Genomic DNA, 14,251 nt, shown 5'->3' with positions numbered 1-14,251 from the left:
CATACCAACCGGACAGGAGACAACCATGGAAGCTTCGTTGAGCGAGCCCGTCGCAACCGCACTCAAGGCGAATTTTCGGGGACAACTGATTCAGCCGGGCGACGCGGCTTACGACCAGGCGCGTGCCGTGTACAACGGCATGATCGACAAGCGTCCTGCGATCATCGCGCGCTGCGTCGATGTGGCGGACGTTATCGCGGCGGTGAACGCCGCGCGCGACGGCGGGATGCTGCTGGCCGTGCGTGGCGGCGCGCACAATGGCGCCGGGCTCGGCACCTGCGATGGGGGACTGGTGATCGACCTGTCGCCCATGAAGGGCGTGTTTGTCGATGCCGGACGCAAGACGCTGCGGGTTGGCGGTGGCTGCACCTGGGGCGATGTGGATCACGCCGCCAGTGCCTACGGGCTGGCGACGCCGAGTGGCTTCATCTCGACCACTGGCGTGGGCGGACTGACGCTCGGCGGCGGCATCGGCTACCTCAGCCGCGCCTACGGCCTGACGATCGACAATCTGCTCAGCGCCGAGGTCGTTCTGGCCGACGGGCGCGTCGTCACCGCAAGCGACGACGAAAACGCCGACCTGTTCTGGGCGTTGCGCGGCGGCGGCGGCAACTTCGGCGTGGTGACGTCGTTCGAGTTCAAGGCTTATCCCGTTGCCACGGTCTATGGCGGCCCGATGTTGTGGCCGATGGAGCAGGCACGCGAGCTGATGAAATGGTGGCGCGACTTCATCCTGAGCGCGCCGCAGGACATCAATGGCTGGTTCGGTTTCGTCACGGTACCGCCCGCAGCGCCCTTCCCAGACGAAGTTCACCTGCAGAAGATGTGCGCAGTGGTGTGGTGCTACACCGGCCCGCTCGATCAGGCCGAAACGCATTTCCGTCCGATTCGCGAGGCCATGCCGCCAGCGGTGGACTTTGCCGGGCCAATCCCCTGGCCTGTCCTGCAGAGCCTGTTCGACGGACTGTATCCGGCGGGCTTGCAGTGGTACTGGAAAGCCGATTTCGTCAGCGACCTGAGCGACAAGGCCATAGATCTGCACATCAAGTACGGGCAGCAGTTGCCGTCGATGCACTCGACCATGCACCTGTATCCGATCAATGGCGCAGCGCATCGCGCCAGTTGCGACGACACGGCCTTCAGCTACCGCGATGCCAACTTTGCCAGCGTGATTGTCGGCGTGGATCCCGACCCGGCAAACAACGATCGCATCGTGCAGTGGGCGAAGGACTACTGGCTAGCCCTGCATCCGCACTCGGCTGGCGGCGGCTACATCAACATGATGATGGACGAGGGCAATGACAACGTGAAGGCGTCCTATCGCGATAACTATGCGCGACTGGCGGAGATCAAGCGCAAATACGACCCGGCCAACCTGTTCCGCGTGAATCAGAACATCAGGCCCGGCTGACGCAACACGATCGCGACATGGGGCGCAGGTACCCCTTATCCCGGAGTCCGGCGCGATGCCGCTGCCACGATCGGATGGCAGCCGGCCCGCACCAGGCAACGGCTTGCACGGCAGAGGCGATCCCGTGCGGGCCGTACCGTTCCGTAGCTGATCGCCTGCACGAGGAGTGCCGTCGCGGCAACGCCGCCGACACCCCTGTTGGAGATAGCAATGCATAAGACTCTTGCCAAGACCCTGCTTGCCGCTGCCGCACTTGCCGCCGGGCTCAGCCAGACCGCCCACGCCGGTGCCTATGCTGACGCGCTGATCGTTGCCGCGCCGGGACACAACGGCCAGCGCGACGCCTTTACCGATGGCGCGCACCGTCCAGCCACCGAGGCAACCATGCTGCCCGTGGTCGCGTATCAGGGCAGGTCAGTGTGTGCGGTCCGTGGCTTTGATCCGTACCGGGACGGCATGCGCAAGCCTGACCCCTACACCGATGGCGCCCGCATCAGCTCGCGCGATGGCTTCACCGACGGCGCGCGCACCGATGCGCGCGACAGCAGGGAATGCCTGTCCTGAGCAGGGCAGGGCAACGCGGCGGTTTGTCCGGGCCCGCTCCGTTGTCCGGGCGCTGGAATATGCGCCATCGCCCGGCGGGGCCCGGTCGAGACGGCTTGCGCGCGACGGCGCGCCGGGGTTCCGGCCAGAGCACCCTGATGGCTTCGCCGTCGATGCGGTGGGTGTGGCAGCTGTTGACCAGCGTCGGCATTGGCATCGGGCCTTGCTCGTCGGCCGACAGGCGGCCGCCGCGCTCGGTGCGCAGCAGGGCAAAGATGGTCTGCATGGCGGTGGTTGCCAGCACGCCGATCAGTTCCGTCAGGTGCGTGCAGCCATGCACGCCGCCCAGCCGTGCCTTGACCTCGCTAGCGGCCAAAAAAAAACGCCGAAACGGGCGTTTCGAAGCGAGAGGTGTTGGATTTGCTGGCTTGCTGCCGGTCAGCTCGGTGCGGGTTCCGGGCTTGTCTGGACTGGTCGCAGCGCTTGCTGTAGCAGGCGCCAGAAACGTCTACCATTTGACATAACACTTAATCCCATCCGGAAAAAGCTCTGCGGGCTAGGCCAGACGCGGGGTCTGGACTATCCGGAGGTGCTCGCAGAGCGTCTCAAAATTTAGGGCAAAACGGTCGGCCAGGGCGGCGAAGACATTGCGGGCTTCGGGCGTCTTGGTGCGTTCCGCATGGGCGGCCAGCAGCACGCAGGCCGGGTCAATGTCGAGGATCCGTGCAACGCGGATCGCGGTGTCATCATCGAAGCCCGACAGGCCATTCCGATAGCGGCTCACCGCCGCGCGCGTCAAGCCAAGTTCTTTGGCAATCGCATAGTCCGAGGCGCCGCCGAGCTTGGCGCGGACCGCTTCCAGAAATTCAAGAGTCGTTTTCATCACTACCCCTATTGAGTCTACCCAGGGCGAAGCCTAGTCAAATGTCAAGAAACATGCAACGTTACAGAGTGCTCAACGTAACATAGTGCTTGACGGTTACAGGGTCGGTGACTATATTCCGTCACAGACGCGCCGCCGCCTGGAACCCTACCCGCCAGGGCCGGCTTAGCTAGCTGGCAGGCGGCGCGCTCTCCCAAACGGGAGCTTCCGCAACAGGGTAGGGATAGAGGGGTGGTCACATGTCGTTACAAATTTCCACGTTCGTGATGCCGGACAACGAGGCGCACGGCATCGTCAGCGTGCGCGGCGAGGTGCGGGGCGAGGCGCGCAACGCAGACTTCTATTTCAATCCGTGGACCGGGACGCGCGCCGATGCTGAGCGCCAGGCGCGCGAGTTCGTCGCGGTTGTCGATCTGCTGCTCGCCCTGAAGCGCTACGTTGCGATGGACGTCCAGCAAGACAAAGAAAACGGAGTCAACACGCTGCGCAACAGCGATCTGTACCGCAAGGCAGTTGCCGCCATCGCCAAAGCCGAGGGCGGCGCCGCCACGGCTACCGCCGTCATGACGCTGGGCAGGGGCCACGCATGAAGCCCGCCCGCGTCCACCGCACCGCCCTGGGCGGTTTCACCATCGACGGCCCGTACTACACGCGCCGCTCGCCGCTGGCCGTTCTGGCCGATCGCTTCTTCCACTGGCTGGGGGCCTGACCCATGTACACCGTCCAACAGTGCAATTCCCAGACTTGCATCAAGCGCAGCACGTGCGCCGTGCACGCAAAGCGGCCGGAGCAGGGCGGCAGCGACTTTTCGGCGGGGCAGAAGCTGCCGGAAGGCTGCTGCATGCACTACGCCGAGGCGGTACGCGAAGAACAGCGCCAGGGGGTCTGAGCATGAAAGAAATTCGTTTCTGGCTGGCGCTGGCGGGCCTGTCCATGTTCATGCTGCTGGTGGTCGGCGACGACCGCGAGTGGTTCCGGGCGTTTTGGTACGCCATTGGCGGCAAGTCCTGGGGGCTGTAACCATGGGCAAGTCGTCAGCCGCAAACGAAGCGCTGGCCGCGTGCCGCGCCATCCTGAAGCAACCGACGAAGGCCAGCCAGGTGCCGGATTGGCAGTTGGCCGGCAAGCGCGTGGTGATGGTGCCGTGGATCAACGGCACCTTCCGCGCCGTCACCATGCGCGTCTGGTAAGCGCATGGCTTGGATATACACCCGCGACCGTAGCACGACGCTGCCCGCGCTTCCGGAAATGCAGGAAGCGCGGGCTCGCGTGCCGATGCGGTGGTATAACCGCGCACTCAAAGCCGCCGACAAGGCCGGGCGCGACAGCGCGGCCCGCCTGGACCGGCCCGATATGTTCGACCTGGGCGCCGCCGCTGGCGCCGTCGCCGCGTTCCTCGCTGAGCATGCACCGCAGGGCCTGCCGGTGCGACCGGACGCCACGGACTACGAAATCTGCATGAAGGCGCGCAAGATCGCCGCTGACGTGCTGTTGCGCACCACCGGCCTGGACACCGCAGACGCGCTGGTGGTCTGCCTCGCGGAGTGCGAGCGCCAGGGCACCGAGCCGCCAAAGGTGACGGCGCCAAAAGAGAGCACGGACCCAGAAGCGCACAAGGCAGCAGGCATCGTCGCCCGCGTCCGGTGTGAACTGTGGTGGCGGCGCAGGCTGCGCGCGGCCCATATCCGCCGGCTGGAACACTCGAATATCCGGCTGCATTACGTCCACTATCGCAGCGACCCGTACGCCAGTAATGACGCGGTGCGCCGCCGTCAAGCGCAGAACCGCCGCAACGCCGCCACGCTGGCCGCCACCACGCTGGAAAACGAGAACGGCCAACGCTTCACGCTGGCCGAACTGGCCGAAAAATCCGTCGCCAATAAGGCGCTACGCCGCGGCGAACTGATGACGCGCCTGAAGGGTGCCGAGGATCTGGCCGACGCCGCGGACTTTCCCGGAATGATGGTAAGCCTGACGTGCCCGAGCCGGTTTCACGCCGTGAAGCAGGCCGGCAAGAACGCCAAGTTTCGCGCCAACCCGAAATATGAGGGCGACGCGCCGCGCGACGCGCAGCAGCACCTGTGCACGGTATGGGCGCGCATTCGCGCCGAGCTTGCGCGGCGGGGGCTGGTGTACTTCGGGATGCGCGTAGCCGAGCCGCACCATGATGCTTGCCCGCACTGGCACATGCTGATGTTTCATGAGCCGGCATGGCCGGGGCAGGCAAAGCGCGCGGCCGGGCCGCGCATTCGCGCCATCATCCGCCGCTATGCGCTGGGCAAGGGTGAGCGCGAGGCGCCGACCGTGGGCAAGGTGCTGGCCGGCATAGTGGCGACGCGCCGCACGCCGTGGCGCTTCAAGTATCAGGCAGAGTCCGCGCTGTTGCCGGAGGCCGTGCGCTTCGTGCGCGAGTGGCCGATTAAGGAGCGCCAGCGCCAGAACGCCGAGCCGGGCGCCAAGCGCCACCGCTGCGACTTCACGCTGATTGACCGCGCCAAGGGTTCCGCCGTGGCCTACGTGGCGAAATACATCAGCAAGAACATCGACGGCCACGCCGTGGGCGAGCATAAGACCGCCGAGGGCTACACCGTGCAAGCCGATTGGCTGGGTGATGACGTGATTACGCCGAGCCAGCGTGTGGAAGCCTGGGCGGCCACATGGGGCATTCGCCAGTTTCAAGCCTTTGGCGGGGCGCCGGTGGGCGTCTGGCGCGAACTGCGCCGCGTGAAAGCCGCCGACTTGCCGGCCGCCGACGAAAGCCAGTGCATCCGCGATGCCTGGGCGGCCGCGCAGAAAACCGAGGACAAGCCAGCAAGCTGGGCCGACTATGCGCGCGCCATGGGCGGCGTGGCGGGGGAGGGCAAGCGAATTGCCATCCGCTACACCGAGCGCATGGAGCCGGGCCGATACGGCCTGACGCTGCGCAAGGTGCCGCACGGTGTAGAGGCCATGGGCCGCGCGCACATCATCGATGGCATTGCCGACTACTGGCGCACCGTCCCGATTTTCGTCCCGGCGACGCGGTACGAATGGCGGGAGGTTTCGCGCAGCGGCGCAGCCGCGAGCACTCGGACTCGTGTCAATAACTGTACGCGCCCCAGCGGCGCGGCAAGCGCCGGCCAGAAGCGGCCGGCATGGATGAATGGGCTCGAAGGGGCCGAAACCGCGCCCGATGGGGCGCCACCGAGAGGGGAAACACCGTGAGCCAAGCCAGTTTTCTGGACCGCGCAAATAAGGCGCTGTTCGTCTATGGGGCAATCCTGCCCGCCGATATCCGCCAGCTTTTGAAAGACATGGCGGCGGCCATCGATCAACTGAGGGAGCAAAAGCAATGAACATGAATGCAGAACTGACCGCGCTGGTGGAGGGCATCGACAGCCTGCGCCTGCACGTGCGCGACACCGGCGACACGATCTATGGAGCCGTGCGCCACCAGGCCGAAATGGTGCTGGGCATGGCCGATGCCCAGCTGTCGCCGCCGACCGAGCCGACCGATGCCATGAAGGCCGCGGGCGTCACGGCGCTGGCGAACCTGCCGCCCGACACCACGGCGGCGGCAATGGTCGACGCCATCCTGGGCGCGGCGCTGGTAGCCGGGCAGGGGGCCTGACGCCATGAGCGGCAAGTGCACCTGCCCGGTGTGCGGCCAGGGCGCGCGCTGGAAACCCATGGTCAACGGGCGGGTGTGCTTGACGTGCACCGCGCCGGGCTGTGGCATCCAGCTATTCGCCCGGTCGGACGATGCCGACGAGAAAATCCGCGACCGCTTCATCCTGGGCGACGGCGCGGCCCAACGTAACGAACGTAACGTAACGGGCGAGCCGCCCGAACGTAACGAACTGCCGCAGGGAGGGCTGATGGCATGGGAGGCCTGATCGAGCTTGACGCGCTGGATACGCTCAAGCGCAAGGCACACGCATTCGAGAGCCAGGCGGGGGCGGACCTGCCGCCGCTGCCGGGAGAGCCGGAGCCGGTTGACCCGGCTGTCGAATGGGAAATGTCCATCGCGCTGCTGGTGACAGTGCTGTCGCCCGCGCTGCCCTACCTGCCGACCATCTACACGCCAGACACCATCAAGGCGCTGGCCGGCGCCATCGTGCCGGTGGCGGACAAGTACGGCCTGAGCGTGGGCGGGATCATGTCCGGGCCGGAAATAGGCCTGCTGCTTGTCGCCGGCCCACTCGCGCTGTCCACGTACGTGGCGCACCGGGCGTGGCGCGAACAGCAGGACGCCGAACGTACGTTGGAAGCGGCGCCGCCGCCAGACGTGGTGCCGCCGCAGTCGCGGTCGCACCTGGGCGAGCACATGGAAGACACTGGCGGGCGCCTGCCCGCCATCAGGGGGTGATATGGAGGAAAGGGAAATTGCCGTCGCTGCGGCGTCGGCGGTAGCTGGAAGCCAGAATATCGCGCGCATCATCGGCGTGATTGGGGCATCGGGCAGCGGCAAAAGCCGCTGGCTAAAGGATGGGCTGCGCCGCATGCGCCCGCCGCGCCTGCTGATCTGGGATCCGCAGGACGAATATAGCGAGTTCGGCCATGTCGTGACCGACATGCGCGAACTGGTGCAGATGCTGGGGGAGAAGGGGCCTGGTGATGGATTCCGGATCGTCTATCAGCCCGGCGACGACATGAGCACCTACCGGTGGAAGTTCGACCTGTTCTGCGAAATCGCCTACCAGATCGAGCGCCTGTGCTTGGTGGTGGAGGAAGTCGCGGACGTGACCACGGCCAGCCACGCGCCGCCGTATTGGTCGCGCCTGTCGCGCAAGGGCCGGCATCGCGCCATGACGCTGTTTGCGGTGACGCAGCGCCCGGCAGTGATCGACAAAACGTTCCTGGGCAACTGCACGCTGATTCACTGCTGCCGCCTGAACGACAAGAACGATATCGCGGTGATGGCGGCCATCCTTGGCGTGCCGGTCGATGACGTGCGAAACCTGCGTGCCGACCCGGACAGCGGCGTTTTCGAGTTCATCGAACGGCAGATGCAAACGGGACAGACCGGCATGGGCCGGCTCGATTCGCGCGGAAGCCACACCGCGAAGCCCGTACGTAACGTACGTACGTTGGAGGGGCCAGACGCCGCAACGTAACGTAACGGCGACGCCTTGCCGTTGGCACATGCCGTTGCCCATAGTGAGAACCAAGCGGGGTCGATCCCCGATTTTGCACACGCATCTTTCGGGGAGAAAACCATGGGCGTGAAGGAAATTGGCAAGGCCGTGGCGATGACCGCCATTGCGCTGGTCATCATCAACCAGGGCAAGAAGTTCCTGCCCGACTCGTTCGCCAAGCTGCTGGGCTAACCGCCATGAGCGATATCAAGAACGCAATCAAGACCACGGCGCTGGTGCTGGCCGTGATCTACGTAGCCCGGCGCCTGCCGGTGACTGACCAAATCGTCGCCACCGCACTGGTGGGCTGAGAGGAAAACGCATGTCCATCATTCAACAACTGCCGCCGTTCCTGAACGTGGTTGCCAGCGGCGTTGCCACGCTGCAAATCCCGCGCTACGCCAACACGCTGAATCGCGTTGTGCTGGCGCTGGGCGGCACTGCGCTGACCAAGGCCATGATCACCGATATCAAGGTGAAGATCGGCGCGCGCACCGTGTACAACACGAGCGGTACCCGCCTGGACGCGATCAACAAGTACAAGGGCATCTACGACGATGCCAACTTCCTGACGATCGATTTCACCGAGCGAGACGCGCCGAGCATCGACGGCAAGGAAGTGGGCGGCTACGACATGACCGCGTGGCCGGATAATCTGAATCTGGAAATCACCCTCGCGGGCGCTACGGCCCCGACGCTGGCCGGCTACATGATCCTGACGCCGCCGCAAGGCCAGGGCGCGGGTGAGCTGATCCACAAGCTGCTGTATTTTCCGGCATCGACTTCGGTCGCCGGCAAGTTCCCGATCAACTTTTCGGCCAAGGGCGCTCTCATCAAGCGCGTCCACATGTTCTACAGCGGTACCGACTGGACGTCGACCACCGACGGCAACGTCAACCGCGTCGAGGTCAAGAAGAACGGCCTGATCGTGTGGGACGCAACCAGCCGCGTGCAGCGCTTCATTGAGCAAGAGCAACGCAAGGTGCCGCAGGCCAAGCATTACTGCGTGGACTTCGTGTATGACAACAACCAGTCCGGCGCATTGAAAACCGCCGACGCCGCGGCGCTGGAATTCAATGCGTTCCTGACTGCTGCCGATGGCATCGACGTGTATGTCGAGGTGATCGACCTGCCGTTCAACCTGTAAGGGGCGCGCCATGGGTGATTGGACCGACAGCGTACAGCCGCAGTCGTATTTTTCGGACCCGATGACCAGCACGGCGGCGGACGCGAGCGACTTGAACCCGCTGGCGCAAACCGGCGCCGACCTGCTGCGCATGGGCTTTTCGCGTCTGATGGACGTGCAGACCGTGCGCGCGCTGCAAGGCACCAATACCGCCGCCGTGCTGCAATCCAACGGCATGACCATTACCACGGCGCCGCGCGGCGCCACCCCGGCGTTCGCGCTGTTCGGTGGCGGCATGGTGCCGCTGCTGGTGGCGGGCGCGGTGATCTGGCTACTGGCGGGGAAGTAAATGTCGCCATACGGTCAGGCGGGCATGAGCGCGGGCATGGGCCTAATGGCCTCCAATCCGTGGACGGCCGGCATCATGGCCGTTGGGTCGGTGGTCGGCCAGACCATGGGCGGGCCGGACCCAAGCAATACCGCGATGTCCGGCCAGGGCATGTTCGACCAGCATTTCGACGGCTCCGGCTGGGTGGTGGCAACGGGTGGCAGTGAGGCGAGAGCCTTGCCAACCGTCACCAGCGCAGTGCAGGCGACGGCAGGCCAGGCGCTGGGCCTGCTGCAAAACCCAATGGTGCTGATTGCCGGTGTGTTGATCGCCTACGTGATGGTAAAGCGATGATCGAAATCAAGCCCGAAGCCTGGACCGATGCGCACGACGCGGAGGTCAATGCGGCCTTCGCTGGGCACGCCAAGAGCGACACCAGCGGCGGGCTGCTGAGGCCGACCGAGTATCGGCGCGAGCATGGCACCTTTTGCCGCGTCTGGCGCGATGGCGAGGCGGTAGCGTGGTATGTGCTAATGGCACATCTGCATGCCGAAACGACCGAGGTAGAGATTGCGCTTGCGCATGGCCGGGCGGATTTTGACCTGGTGGCCGAGGTGCTGCCGCTGATCGAGTACCAGTGCCGGGAGGCGGACGCTATCCGAATCACGACCTGCCGGCCAGGGCTGATCAAAAAGCTAAGGCGCCTGGGCTATCGAAGCGAGGCCGTAGTGCTACGCAAGCGAGGAAAACAATGAGCAGCATTGGCGGGCCGAGCGCATCGCGGCAATCACAGTCGAGCAACATAAGCACGACCACCAGCACGACCAACAACACCGACAACCGCATGGTGAATGACGGTGGTGTCGGCGTCAGTGGTTCTGGAAACAACGTGTACGCCAGCGTCACCGACGGCGGCGCCATCAATGCCGCGTTCGACTTTGCCAAGTCGAGCACGGAAACGACGTACAAGAGCACGGCGGACGCAATCGGGCTTGCGCGCGACGGGCTCAAGCTGAATCTGGATCAATCGGCCATCAATGCCAAGGGCTTTCTGGACAGCATGGGCAAGCTGCTGGATACGGCAAAGAGCGTCAACGAGAACGCCACGGCGAACGTGGCGGCGGCATACAGCAACGTGCAGGAAATCGGCACGGGGCAAAAATTCCTTGTGGCCGGCGCGCTGGCAATCGCCGGCATTGTGGCCGTGTCGAAAATGAAGGGGTGAGCGTGGGCATCATCGAATCGGTACAGCAGTACGACCTGAATATCCCGGCTGGCGGTGCGCAAAACATCGACGTGGCCGGGGATCGCGTTCAGTTCCTGTCCGCCACGGACCCGTTTGCGCAGATCGAGATTCGCCCGAACTACGCGCAGGGCAATATCAGTCTGAAGCCGGGGCAGGGCTTCCGTTTTAGCGAGCAGGTAACGCGCTGGGTGGTGTTCAACCGTGGAAGCGTGCCGCTGAGTGGCTACCTGATGATCGGGTCGGGCGACTTCTTCGACCAACGCGTCAACGGTGAAGTCAATGTCATCGACAGCGGCAAGAGCAGCACGTTGGCGGGTAGCTGCTTCTCCGGTGGGATGGGCATCAACGGAACGGCGGCACAGTACAACCACATCATTCTGCGCAACCCGGCTGGCAGCGCAAAGCGGGTCATTGTCGATGAGATATGCGGGCAGGTCGCAACGCGCGACTACCTCATCACCTATAGCGGAACGGGCGCGTACGGCTCGCTGGTGCGCAACGCAGGCAACAAGCTCGCGGGCGGCGCTGTGTCGACGGCTGAGATTCGCCAGAACGTGAACGCGGCGGCCTACAGTGCCGGCGCCGAAATGTACACCACGAAGCCAGCCGCCGACGTGTTTGTCAAGATCACGCCGAAGCGGCCCATCGTGCTGCTGCCGGATAGCTTCGTGCTGGTGCGAAGCGGGAGCGTCAACGTAGAAATGACAGCCTATTTCGACTTCTACGAGGAAGCGCTCTGATGCTGTCGCGCTATGAGTTCGCGTTGCTGGCACTTGCCGCCGTGGGCTATGTGGTATGGCGCGACTGGCAGCGCAGCGAAGAGCCGGGCGCGCAGGCGCCGGACTTCATTGACCAGGCCGAAAACCTGTTTTATGACGCTACCGAAGGCAACTTCGGCGGCACCGAGGAAACCGACATGGGCCAAGCACAGCAGAACCGCGCCGCCTTCCTGATGATGATTCGCACGGCAGAGGGCACGGCGGGCGCCGATGGATATCACACGCTCTTTGGCGGCGGGCTGTTCCAGTCCTTCGCGGACCATCCGCGCCAGGTGGTGACGGCCATGTCCAACGGCAAGCCGATCAGCAGCAGCGCGGCAGGCGCCTACCAGTTCCTTCGCCGAACGTGGGATGGGCTCGCGTCGCGGCTGGGCCTGACGGACTTTTCGCCGGCCAGCCAGGACGCCGCCGCCATCCAACTGATTGCCGACGCGGGCGCGCTGCGCGACGTGGACGCGGGGCGATTCGCGCTGGCGGTGCGCAAGGTCAAGAACATTTGGGCGAGCATGCCCGGCGCCGGCTACGGCCAGCCGGAAGTGGCGCTGAACCGATTGCAAGCCGCATACGAAGCGGCGGGGGGTGTGGTGTATGGCTAAGGCAGCGGCAGGGGGCGGAGGCCCGGATTTGCTTCTGATTGCAGCGGTGGGCGCCATGGCGTTCCTCGCGCTGCGTTCGCGTGCGGCCACGGCTGCAACGGGCGTGCCGGCTGCGACGGCGGCGCAGCTGCGACCGGACTACACGGCGCAGCGGAACATCGCCTACACGCAGGCGGGCATGGGCTTGCTGGGCACCATTGCCGGCATGTTCGGCGCGGGCTCCCCGGATTCCGTGCTGAGTGGCGGCAAGGTGTCGGGCGTGTTCGGCGGCGGCAACTCCAACGCGCTGGAATACAACGCCTTCAATGGCTACTTGGGGCAACTCGGGATGGATGCCACGGACGGATTCACGCCGTCCGAGTTCGGCAGTCTGAACGGCGCCTACACGTTCGGCTCGCCGGTGGAAGCGCCGAGCCTGGGCAATTACATGTCGTGGTGACGCGATGAAAGACAGCACGGCAAAGCTACTGCTGGCCGCTGGCGCCATCGCCGCGATCGCGTTCGTCGTAAAAAAAAACGGCGGACTACAGGGTGTGGCTGCGGGTGCAGCAAGCGCGCTGGTCGGGGCGGTGGGGGATGCGGCGAGCGGAGCCGTGCTGGGGATCGGTGACGTGCTGGGCGTGCCGCGTACCGACATGACCGAGTGCGAGCGCGCGCTCGCAGAGGGGCGCACCTGGGATGCGTCATTCACCTGCCCGGCTGGGACGTTCGTAGGCTCGCTGGTGGGTTCCGATCGCATACCCGACTATGCCGTCGGCGCATTCACCGGAACATATGCGAGCGGGCCTATCACGCCATGGACTGTCACCGAAAACGCGGGCGGTGCAGCCTTTCTCTATCCGCGAGTCAAAAGGTAAGGGGTCGTATGAAATTTCTGCAACGTTTGCGCGAGCCGTCCACCATGGCCGGCCTATCGGGTCTGGCGGTGATCGTCGGCGCCAACCCAACCAAGGTCAATGCCGTGTCGGCAGCGATTGCCGCGGTGCTGTCGGCGCTGGCGGTGTTCCTGCCGGAAAAGGGAAAGGCCGAGTAATGGGCACGGCGGAAGCGGTGGCGCTCGCCTGTGGCGTCGTGAATCTGCTGGGCGTGCCGTTATTCGGCTTCCGCTACGTGGTGCGCCTGGAAACCCGCCTCGCGCGGATCGAGGCCAAGCTGGGAATCGGGGAATGAGCATCAAGGCAATTATTCCGACGCCGGCTGAGATTGGCCGGGAAACGCTGATTGTGATCGGGGGCGTCATCTGCGCCGCCGTCATCCTGTCGCGCTTTCCGGGGCTCAAGACATGGATTGCGGATCAAGGGACGGTCACGCTGAAAGACCAGCAGGGCCGGGTATTGTGGTGACAACAGGAGAGAGCATGGCAACCAAACGACGCACGCCGCCGCGCAAGGCCAACGGCCAGTTTCGCAAGCGCAAAAAGCGCTGATCGCGCTGCACAGAGAAAAGCCCCGGTCAAGAGCCGGGGCTTTTTTCGTTACACTGGCGCCTTCAACGAAGAGGAGCCAGGAATGGACCTGCTGTATTGCTTCCTAATTTCGGCTGTGATCGTGGGTGCGGCATTCGCCGGGCTGATCGCCTACGGATTGCGTGATCTGAGGTCCTTGGGAAAGGGCAAGGACTAGGCCTGCATCTGGCCGGGTTCCGGCAGCGGCGTCACGGTGGCCGGCTTGGCTGGCGTAGCCGCGGGATCTGGACGCCGGCGGGCGCGAAACTCGATCACGTCGCCGCTCACAATCCCCAGCTTCGGTAGCAGGTGCGCGTAGCCCATCTGGCGGGCCATCTCGTCGCGTTCGAGCTTGTCCAGGCGCAGCACGTGCACGGCCCACCAGGGCGCCGGACGCTTGCCGGACTGCCAGGCGCGTGCGGTGGCCGGTGAGCAACGCAGGTAGCGCGCCAGGTGTTCAGGTGGGATGCTGCGCGCCCAGTGCTGGAATTCGGAGGGGATTGCGTATTTTTGTTTGAACATTATTGACCCATGACGAAAAAAACCCCACGGTGCCGGGTGACACGTGGGGGATAAATTGTCGGCGCACTCAGAAATACGTGCTTAGGTGCCCGGAGAGCCGCGCCAGCATTGGGTTGCAGAGTTCCGGATGGGATTTGACATAACACTTATTATGCGAACCTGATATGTAGCGGCAAAGTTGTAATGTCCGGTTTCAGCAAAGTTGAAATGTCCGCCTGAGGCGCCCTTTGTGGTATTCAGCCTGCCCGGTTGAATG

At 64.7% G+C, this 14,251-nt stretch carries 28 protein-coding genes; 25 read left to right on the top strand and 3 right to left on the bottom strand.

What is annotated here, in order from left to right:
• The first annotated feature begins 25 nt into the window (after positions 1-25).
• Together ACW4E8_RS17665 and ACW4E8_RS17660 are read left to right on the top strand one after the other, a co-directional pair.
• Complete coding sequence (locus ACW4E8_RS17665; protein ID WP_456805693.1) at positions 26-1,411, top strand: FAD-binding oxidoreductase; 1,386 nt, start codon at positions 26-28, stop codon at positions 1,409-1,411.
• Positions 1,412-1,621: 210 nt separating this feature from the next.
• Complete coding sequence (locus ACW4E8_RS17660; protein ID WP_456805692.1) at positions 1,622-1,975, top strand: hypothetical protein; 354 nt, start codon at positions 1,622-1,624, stop codon at positions 1,973-1,975.
• Here the strand turns inward: ACW4E8_RS17660 and ACW4E8_RS17655 are convergent.
• Both ACW4E8_RS17655 and ACW4E8_RS17650 read right to left on the bottom strand, forming a co-directional pair.
• Positions 1,923-2,330, bottom strand: a complete 408-nt coding sequence (locus tag ACW4E8_RS17655) for a DUF2889 domain-containing protein (RefSeq protein ID WP_456805691.1) — start codon at positions 2,328-2,330, stop codon at positions 1,923-1,925. The genes ACW4E8_RS17660 and ACW4E8_RS17655 overlap by 53 nt on opposite strands.
• Before the next feature lie 180 nt (positions 2,331-2,510).
• A complete protein-coding gene (locus tag ACW4E8_RS17650; RefSeq protein ID WP_456805690.1) occupies positions 2,511-2,837 on the bottom strand; it encodes a helix-turn-helix domain-containing protein in 327 nt (108 codons plus the stop codon).
• A 239-nt stretch (positions 2,838-3,076) separates the two neighbouring features.
• Here ACW4E8_RS17650 and ACW4E8_RS17645 point away from each other — a divergent pair, with 239 nt between their 5' ends.
• The 23 genes from ACW4E8_RS17645 (at position 3,077) to ACW4E8_RS17535 (ending at position 13,372) form a co-directional block, all read left to right on the top strand.
• Positions 3,077-3,427 (top strand): hypothetical protein, encoded by a 351-nt coding sequence (locus ACW4E8_RS17645; RefSeq protein WP_456805689.1) that lies wholly within the window; start codon positions 3,077-3,079, stop codon positions 3,425-3,427.
• Positions 3,424-3,546: a hypothetical protein gene (locus tag ACW4E8_RS17640; protein WP_456805688.1), complete on the top strand. Its 123-nt coding sequence runs from the start codon at positions 3,424-3,426 to the stop codon at positions 3,544-3,546. Before ACW4E8_RS17645 ends, ACW4E8_RS17640 begins: the two co-directional genes overlap by 4 nt.
• 3 nt (positions 3,547-3,549) lie before the next feature.
• Positions 3,550-3,726: a hypothetical protein gene (locus ACW4E8_RS17635; protein ID WP_456805687.1), complete on the top strand. Its 177-nt coding sequence runs from the start codon at positions 3,550-3,552 to the stop codon at positions 3,724-3,726.
• Positions 3,727-3,728: 2 nt separating this feature from the next.
• Positions 3,729-3,857 carry a hypothetical protein gene (locus ACW4E8_RS17630; protein WP_456805686.1) on the top strand — a complete coding sequence of 43 codons (129 nt, stop codon included), beginning with the start codon at positions 3,729-3,731 and terminating at the stop codon, positions 3,855-3,857.
• Positions 3,858-3,859: 2 nt separating this feature from the next.
• Positions 3,860-4,027, top strand: a complete 168-nt coding sequence (locus ACW4E8_RS17625; protein ID WP_456805685.1) for a hypothetical protein — start codon at positions 3,860-3,862, stop codon at positions 4,025-4,027.
• Positions 4,028-4,031: 4 nt separating this feature from the next.
• On the top strand, positions 4,032-6,041 hold the full coding sequence (locus tag ACW4E8_RS17620; RefSeq protein ID WP_456805684.1) for a replication endonuclease: 2,010 nt from the start codon (positions 4,032-4,034) through the stop codon (positions 6,039-6,041).
• Complete coding sequence (locus ACW4E8_RS17615; RefSeq protein WP_456805683.1) at positions 6,038-6,172, top strand: hypothetical protein; 135 nt, start codon at positions 6,038-6,040, stop codon at positions 6,170-6,172. The genes ACW4E8_RS17620 and ACW4E8_RS17615 overlap by 4 nt, the downstream gene beginning before the upstream one ends.
• Positions 6,169-6,447, top strand: a complete 279-nt coding sequence (locus ACW4E8_RS17610) for a hypothetical protein (RefSeq protein ID WP_456805682.1) — start codon at positions 6,169-6,171, stop codon at positions 6,445-6,447. Before ACW4E8_RS17615 ends, ACW4E8_RS17610 begins: the two co-directional genes overlap by 4 nt.
• Positions 6,448-6,451: 4 nt before the next feature.
• On the top strand, positions 6,452-6,712 hold the full coding sequence (locus ACW4E8_RS17605) for a hypothetical protein (protein ID WP_456805681.1): 261 nt from the start codon (positions 6,452-6,454) through the stop codon (positions 6,710-6,712).
• Positions 6,700-7,185, top strand: a complete 486-nt coding sequence (locus tag ACW4E8_RS17600; protein WP_456805680.1) for a hypothetical protein — start codon at positions 6,700-6,702, stop codon at positions 7,183-7,185. Before ACW4E8_RS17605 ends, ACW4E8_RS17600 begins: the two co-directional genes overlap by 13 nt.
• A gap of 1 nt (position 7,186) precedes the next feature.
• Positions 7,187-7,933 carry a hypothetical protein gene (locus tag ACW4E8_RS17595; RefSeq protein ID WP_456805679.1) on the top strand — a complete coding sequence of 249 codons (747 nt, stop codon included), beginning with the start codon at positions 7,187-7,189 and terminating at the stop codon, positions 7,931-7,933.
• A gap of 343 nt (positions 7,934-8,276) precedes the next feature.
• Positions 8,277-9,101, top strand: coding sequence for a major capsid protein P2 (locus ACW4E8_RS17590; protein WP_456805678.1), 825 nt, complete (start codon positions 8,277-8,279; stop codon positions 9,099-9,101).
• Between the two features lie 10 nt (positions 9,102-9,111).
• On the top strand, positions 9,112-9,429 hold the full coding sequence (locus ACW4E8_RS17585) for a hypothetical protein (protein WP_456805677.1): 318 nt from the start codon (positions 9,112-9,114) through the stop codon (positions 9,427-9,429).
• A 24-nt stretch (positions 9,430-9,453) separates the two neighbouring features.
• Complete coding sequence (locus tag ACW4E8_RS17580; protein ID WP_456805676.1) at positions 9,454-9,762, top strand: hypothetical protein; 309 nt, start codon at positions 9,454-9,456, stop codon at positions 9,760-9,762.
• Entirely contained in the window at positions 9,759-10,163 is a 405-nt protein-coding gene (locus tag ACW4E8_RS17575; RefSeq protein WP_456805675.1) for a hypothetical protein, read from the top strand. The genes ACW4E8_RS17580 and ACW4E8_RS17575 overlap by 4 nt, the downstream gene beginning before the upstream one ends.
• The gene (locus tag ACW4E8_RS17570) at positions 10,160-10,633 is read left to right on the top strand and encodes a hypothetical protein (RefSeq protein ID WP_456805674.1); all 474 of its coding nucleotides are present in this window, start codon (positions 10,160-10,162) and stop codon (positions 10,631-10,633) included. Before ACW4E8_RS17575 ends, ACW4E8_RS17570 begins: the two co-directional genes overlap by 4 nt.
• Before the next feature lie 2 nt (positions 10,634-10,635).
• Positions 10,636-11,394: a hypothetical protein gene (locus tag ACW4E8_RS17565; RefSeq protein WP_456805673.1), complete on the top strand. Its 759-nt coding sequence runs from the start codon at positions 10,636-10,638 to the stop codon at positions 11,392-11,394.
• Positions 11,394-12,029: a glycoside hydrolase family 24 protein gene (locus ACW4E8_RS17560; RefSeq protein ID WP_456805672.1), complete on the top strand. Its 636-nt coding sequence runs from the start codon at positions 11,394-11,396 to the stop codon at positions 12,027-12,029. The genes ACW4E8_RS17565 and ACW4E8_RS17560 overlap by 1 nt, the downstream gene beginning before the upstream one ends.
• A 28-nt stretch (positions 12,030-12,057) precedes the next feature.
• Complete coding sequence (locus ACW4E8_RS17555) at positions 12,058-12,468, top strand: hypothetical protein (protein WP_456805671.1); 411 nt, start codon at positions 12,058-12,060, stop codon at positions 12,466-12,468.
• 4 nt (positions 12,469-12,472) lie between these two features.
• Positions 12,473-12,886, top strand: a complete 414-nt coding sequence (locus ACW4E8_RS17550; RefSeq protein WP_456805670.1) for a hypothetical protein — start codon at positions 12,473-12,475, stop codon at positions 12,884-12,886.
• Between the two features lie 8 nt (positions 12,887-12,894).
• Complete coding sequence (locus ACW4E8_RS17545; protein ID WP_456805669.1) at positions 12,895-13,062, top strand: hypothetical protein; 168 nt, start codon at positions 12,895-12,897, stop codon at positions 13,060-13,062.
• The gene (locus tag ACW4E8_RS17540) at positions 13,062-13,199 is read left to right on the top strand and encodes a hypothetical protein (RefSeq protein ID WP_456805668.1); all 138 of its coding nucleotides are present in this window, start codon (positions 13,062-13,064) and stop codon (positions 13,197-13,199) included. The genes ACW4E8_RS17545 and ACW4E8_RS17540 overlap by 1 nt, the downstream gene beginning before the upstream one ends.
• On the top strand, positions 13,196-13,372 hold the full coding sequence (locus ACW4E8_RS17535) for a hypothetical protein (protein WP_456805667.1): 177 nt from the start codon (positions 13,196-13,198) through the stop codon (positions 13,370-13,372). The genes ACW4E8_RS17540 and ACW4E8_RS17535 overlap by 4 nt, the downstream gene beginning before the upstream one ends.
• Before the next feature lie 275 nt (positions 13,373-13,647).
• On the opposite strand, the gene ACW4E8_RS17530 is transcribed toward ACW4E8_RS17535, so the two are convergent.
• Entirely contained in the window at positions 13,648-13,995 is a 348-nt protein-coding gene (locus ACW4E8_RS17530; protein WP_456805666.1) for a hypothetical protein, read from the bottom strand.
• Between the last annotated feature and the right edge of the window lie 256 nt (positions 13,996-14,251).

The sequence above is a fragment of the Cupriavidus sp. CP313 genome (assembly GCF_054072015.1).
The sequence above is the reverse complement of the archived record's forward strand: the minus strand, read 5'-3'. Positions and strand labels throughout refer to the sequence as shown.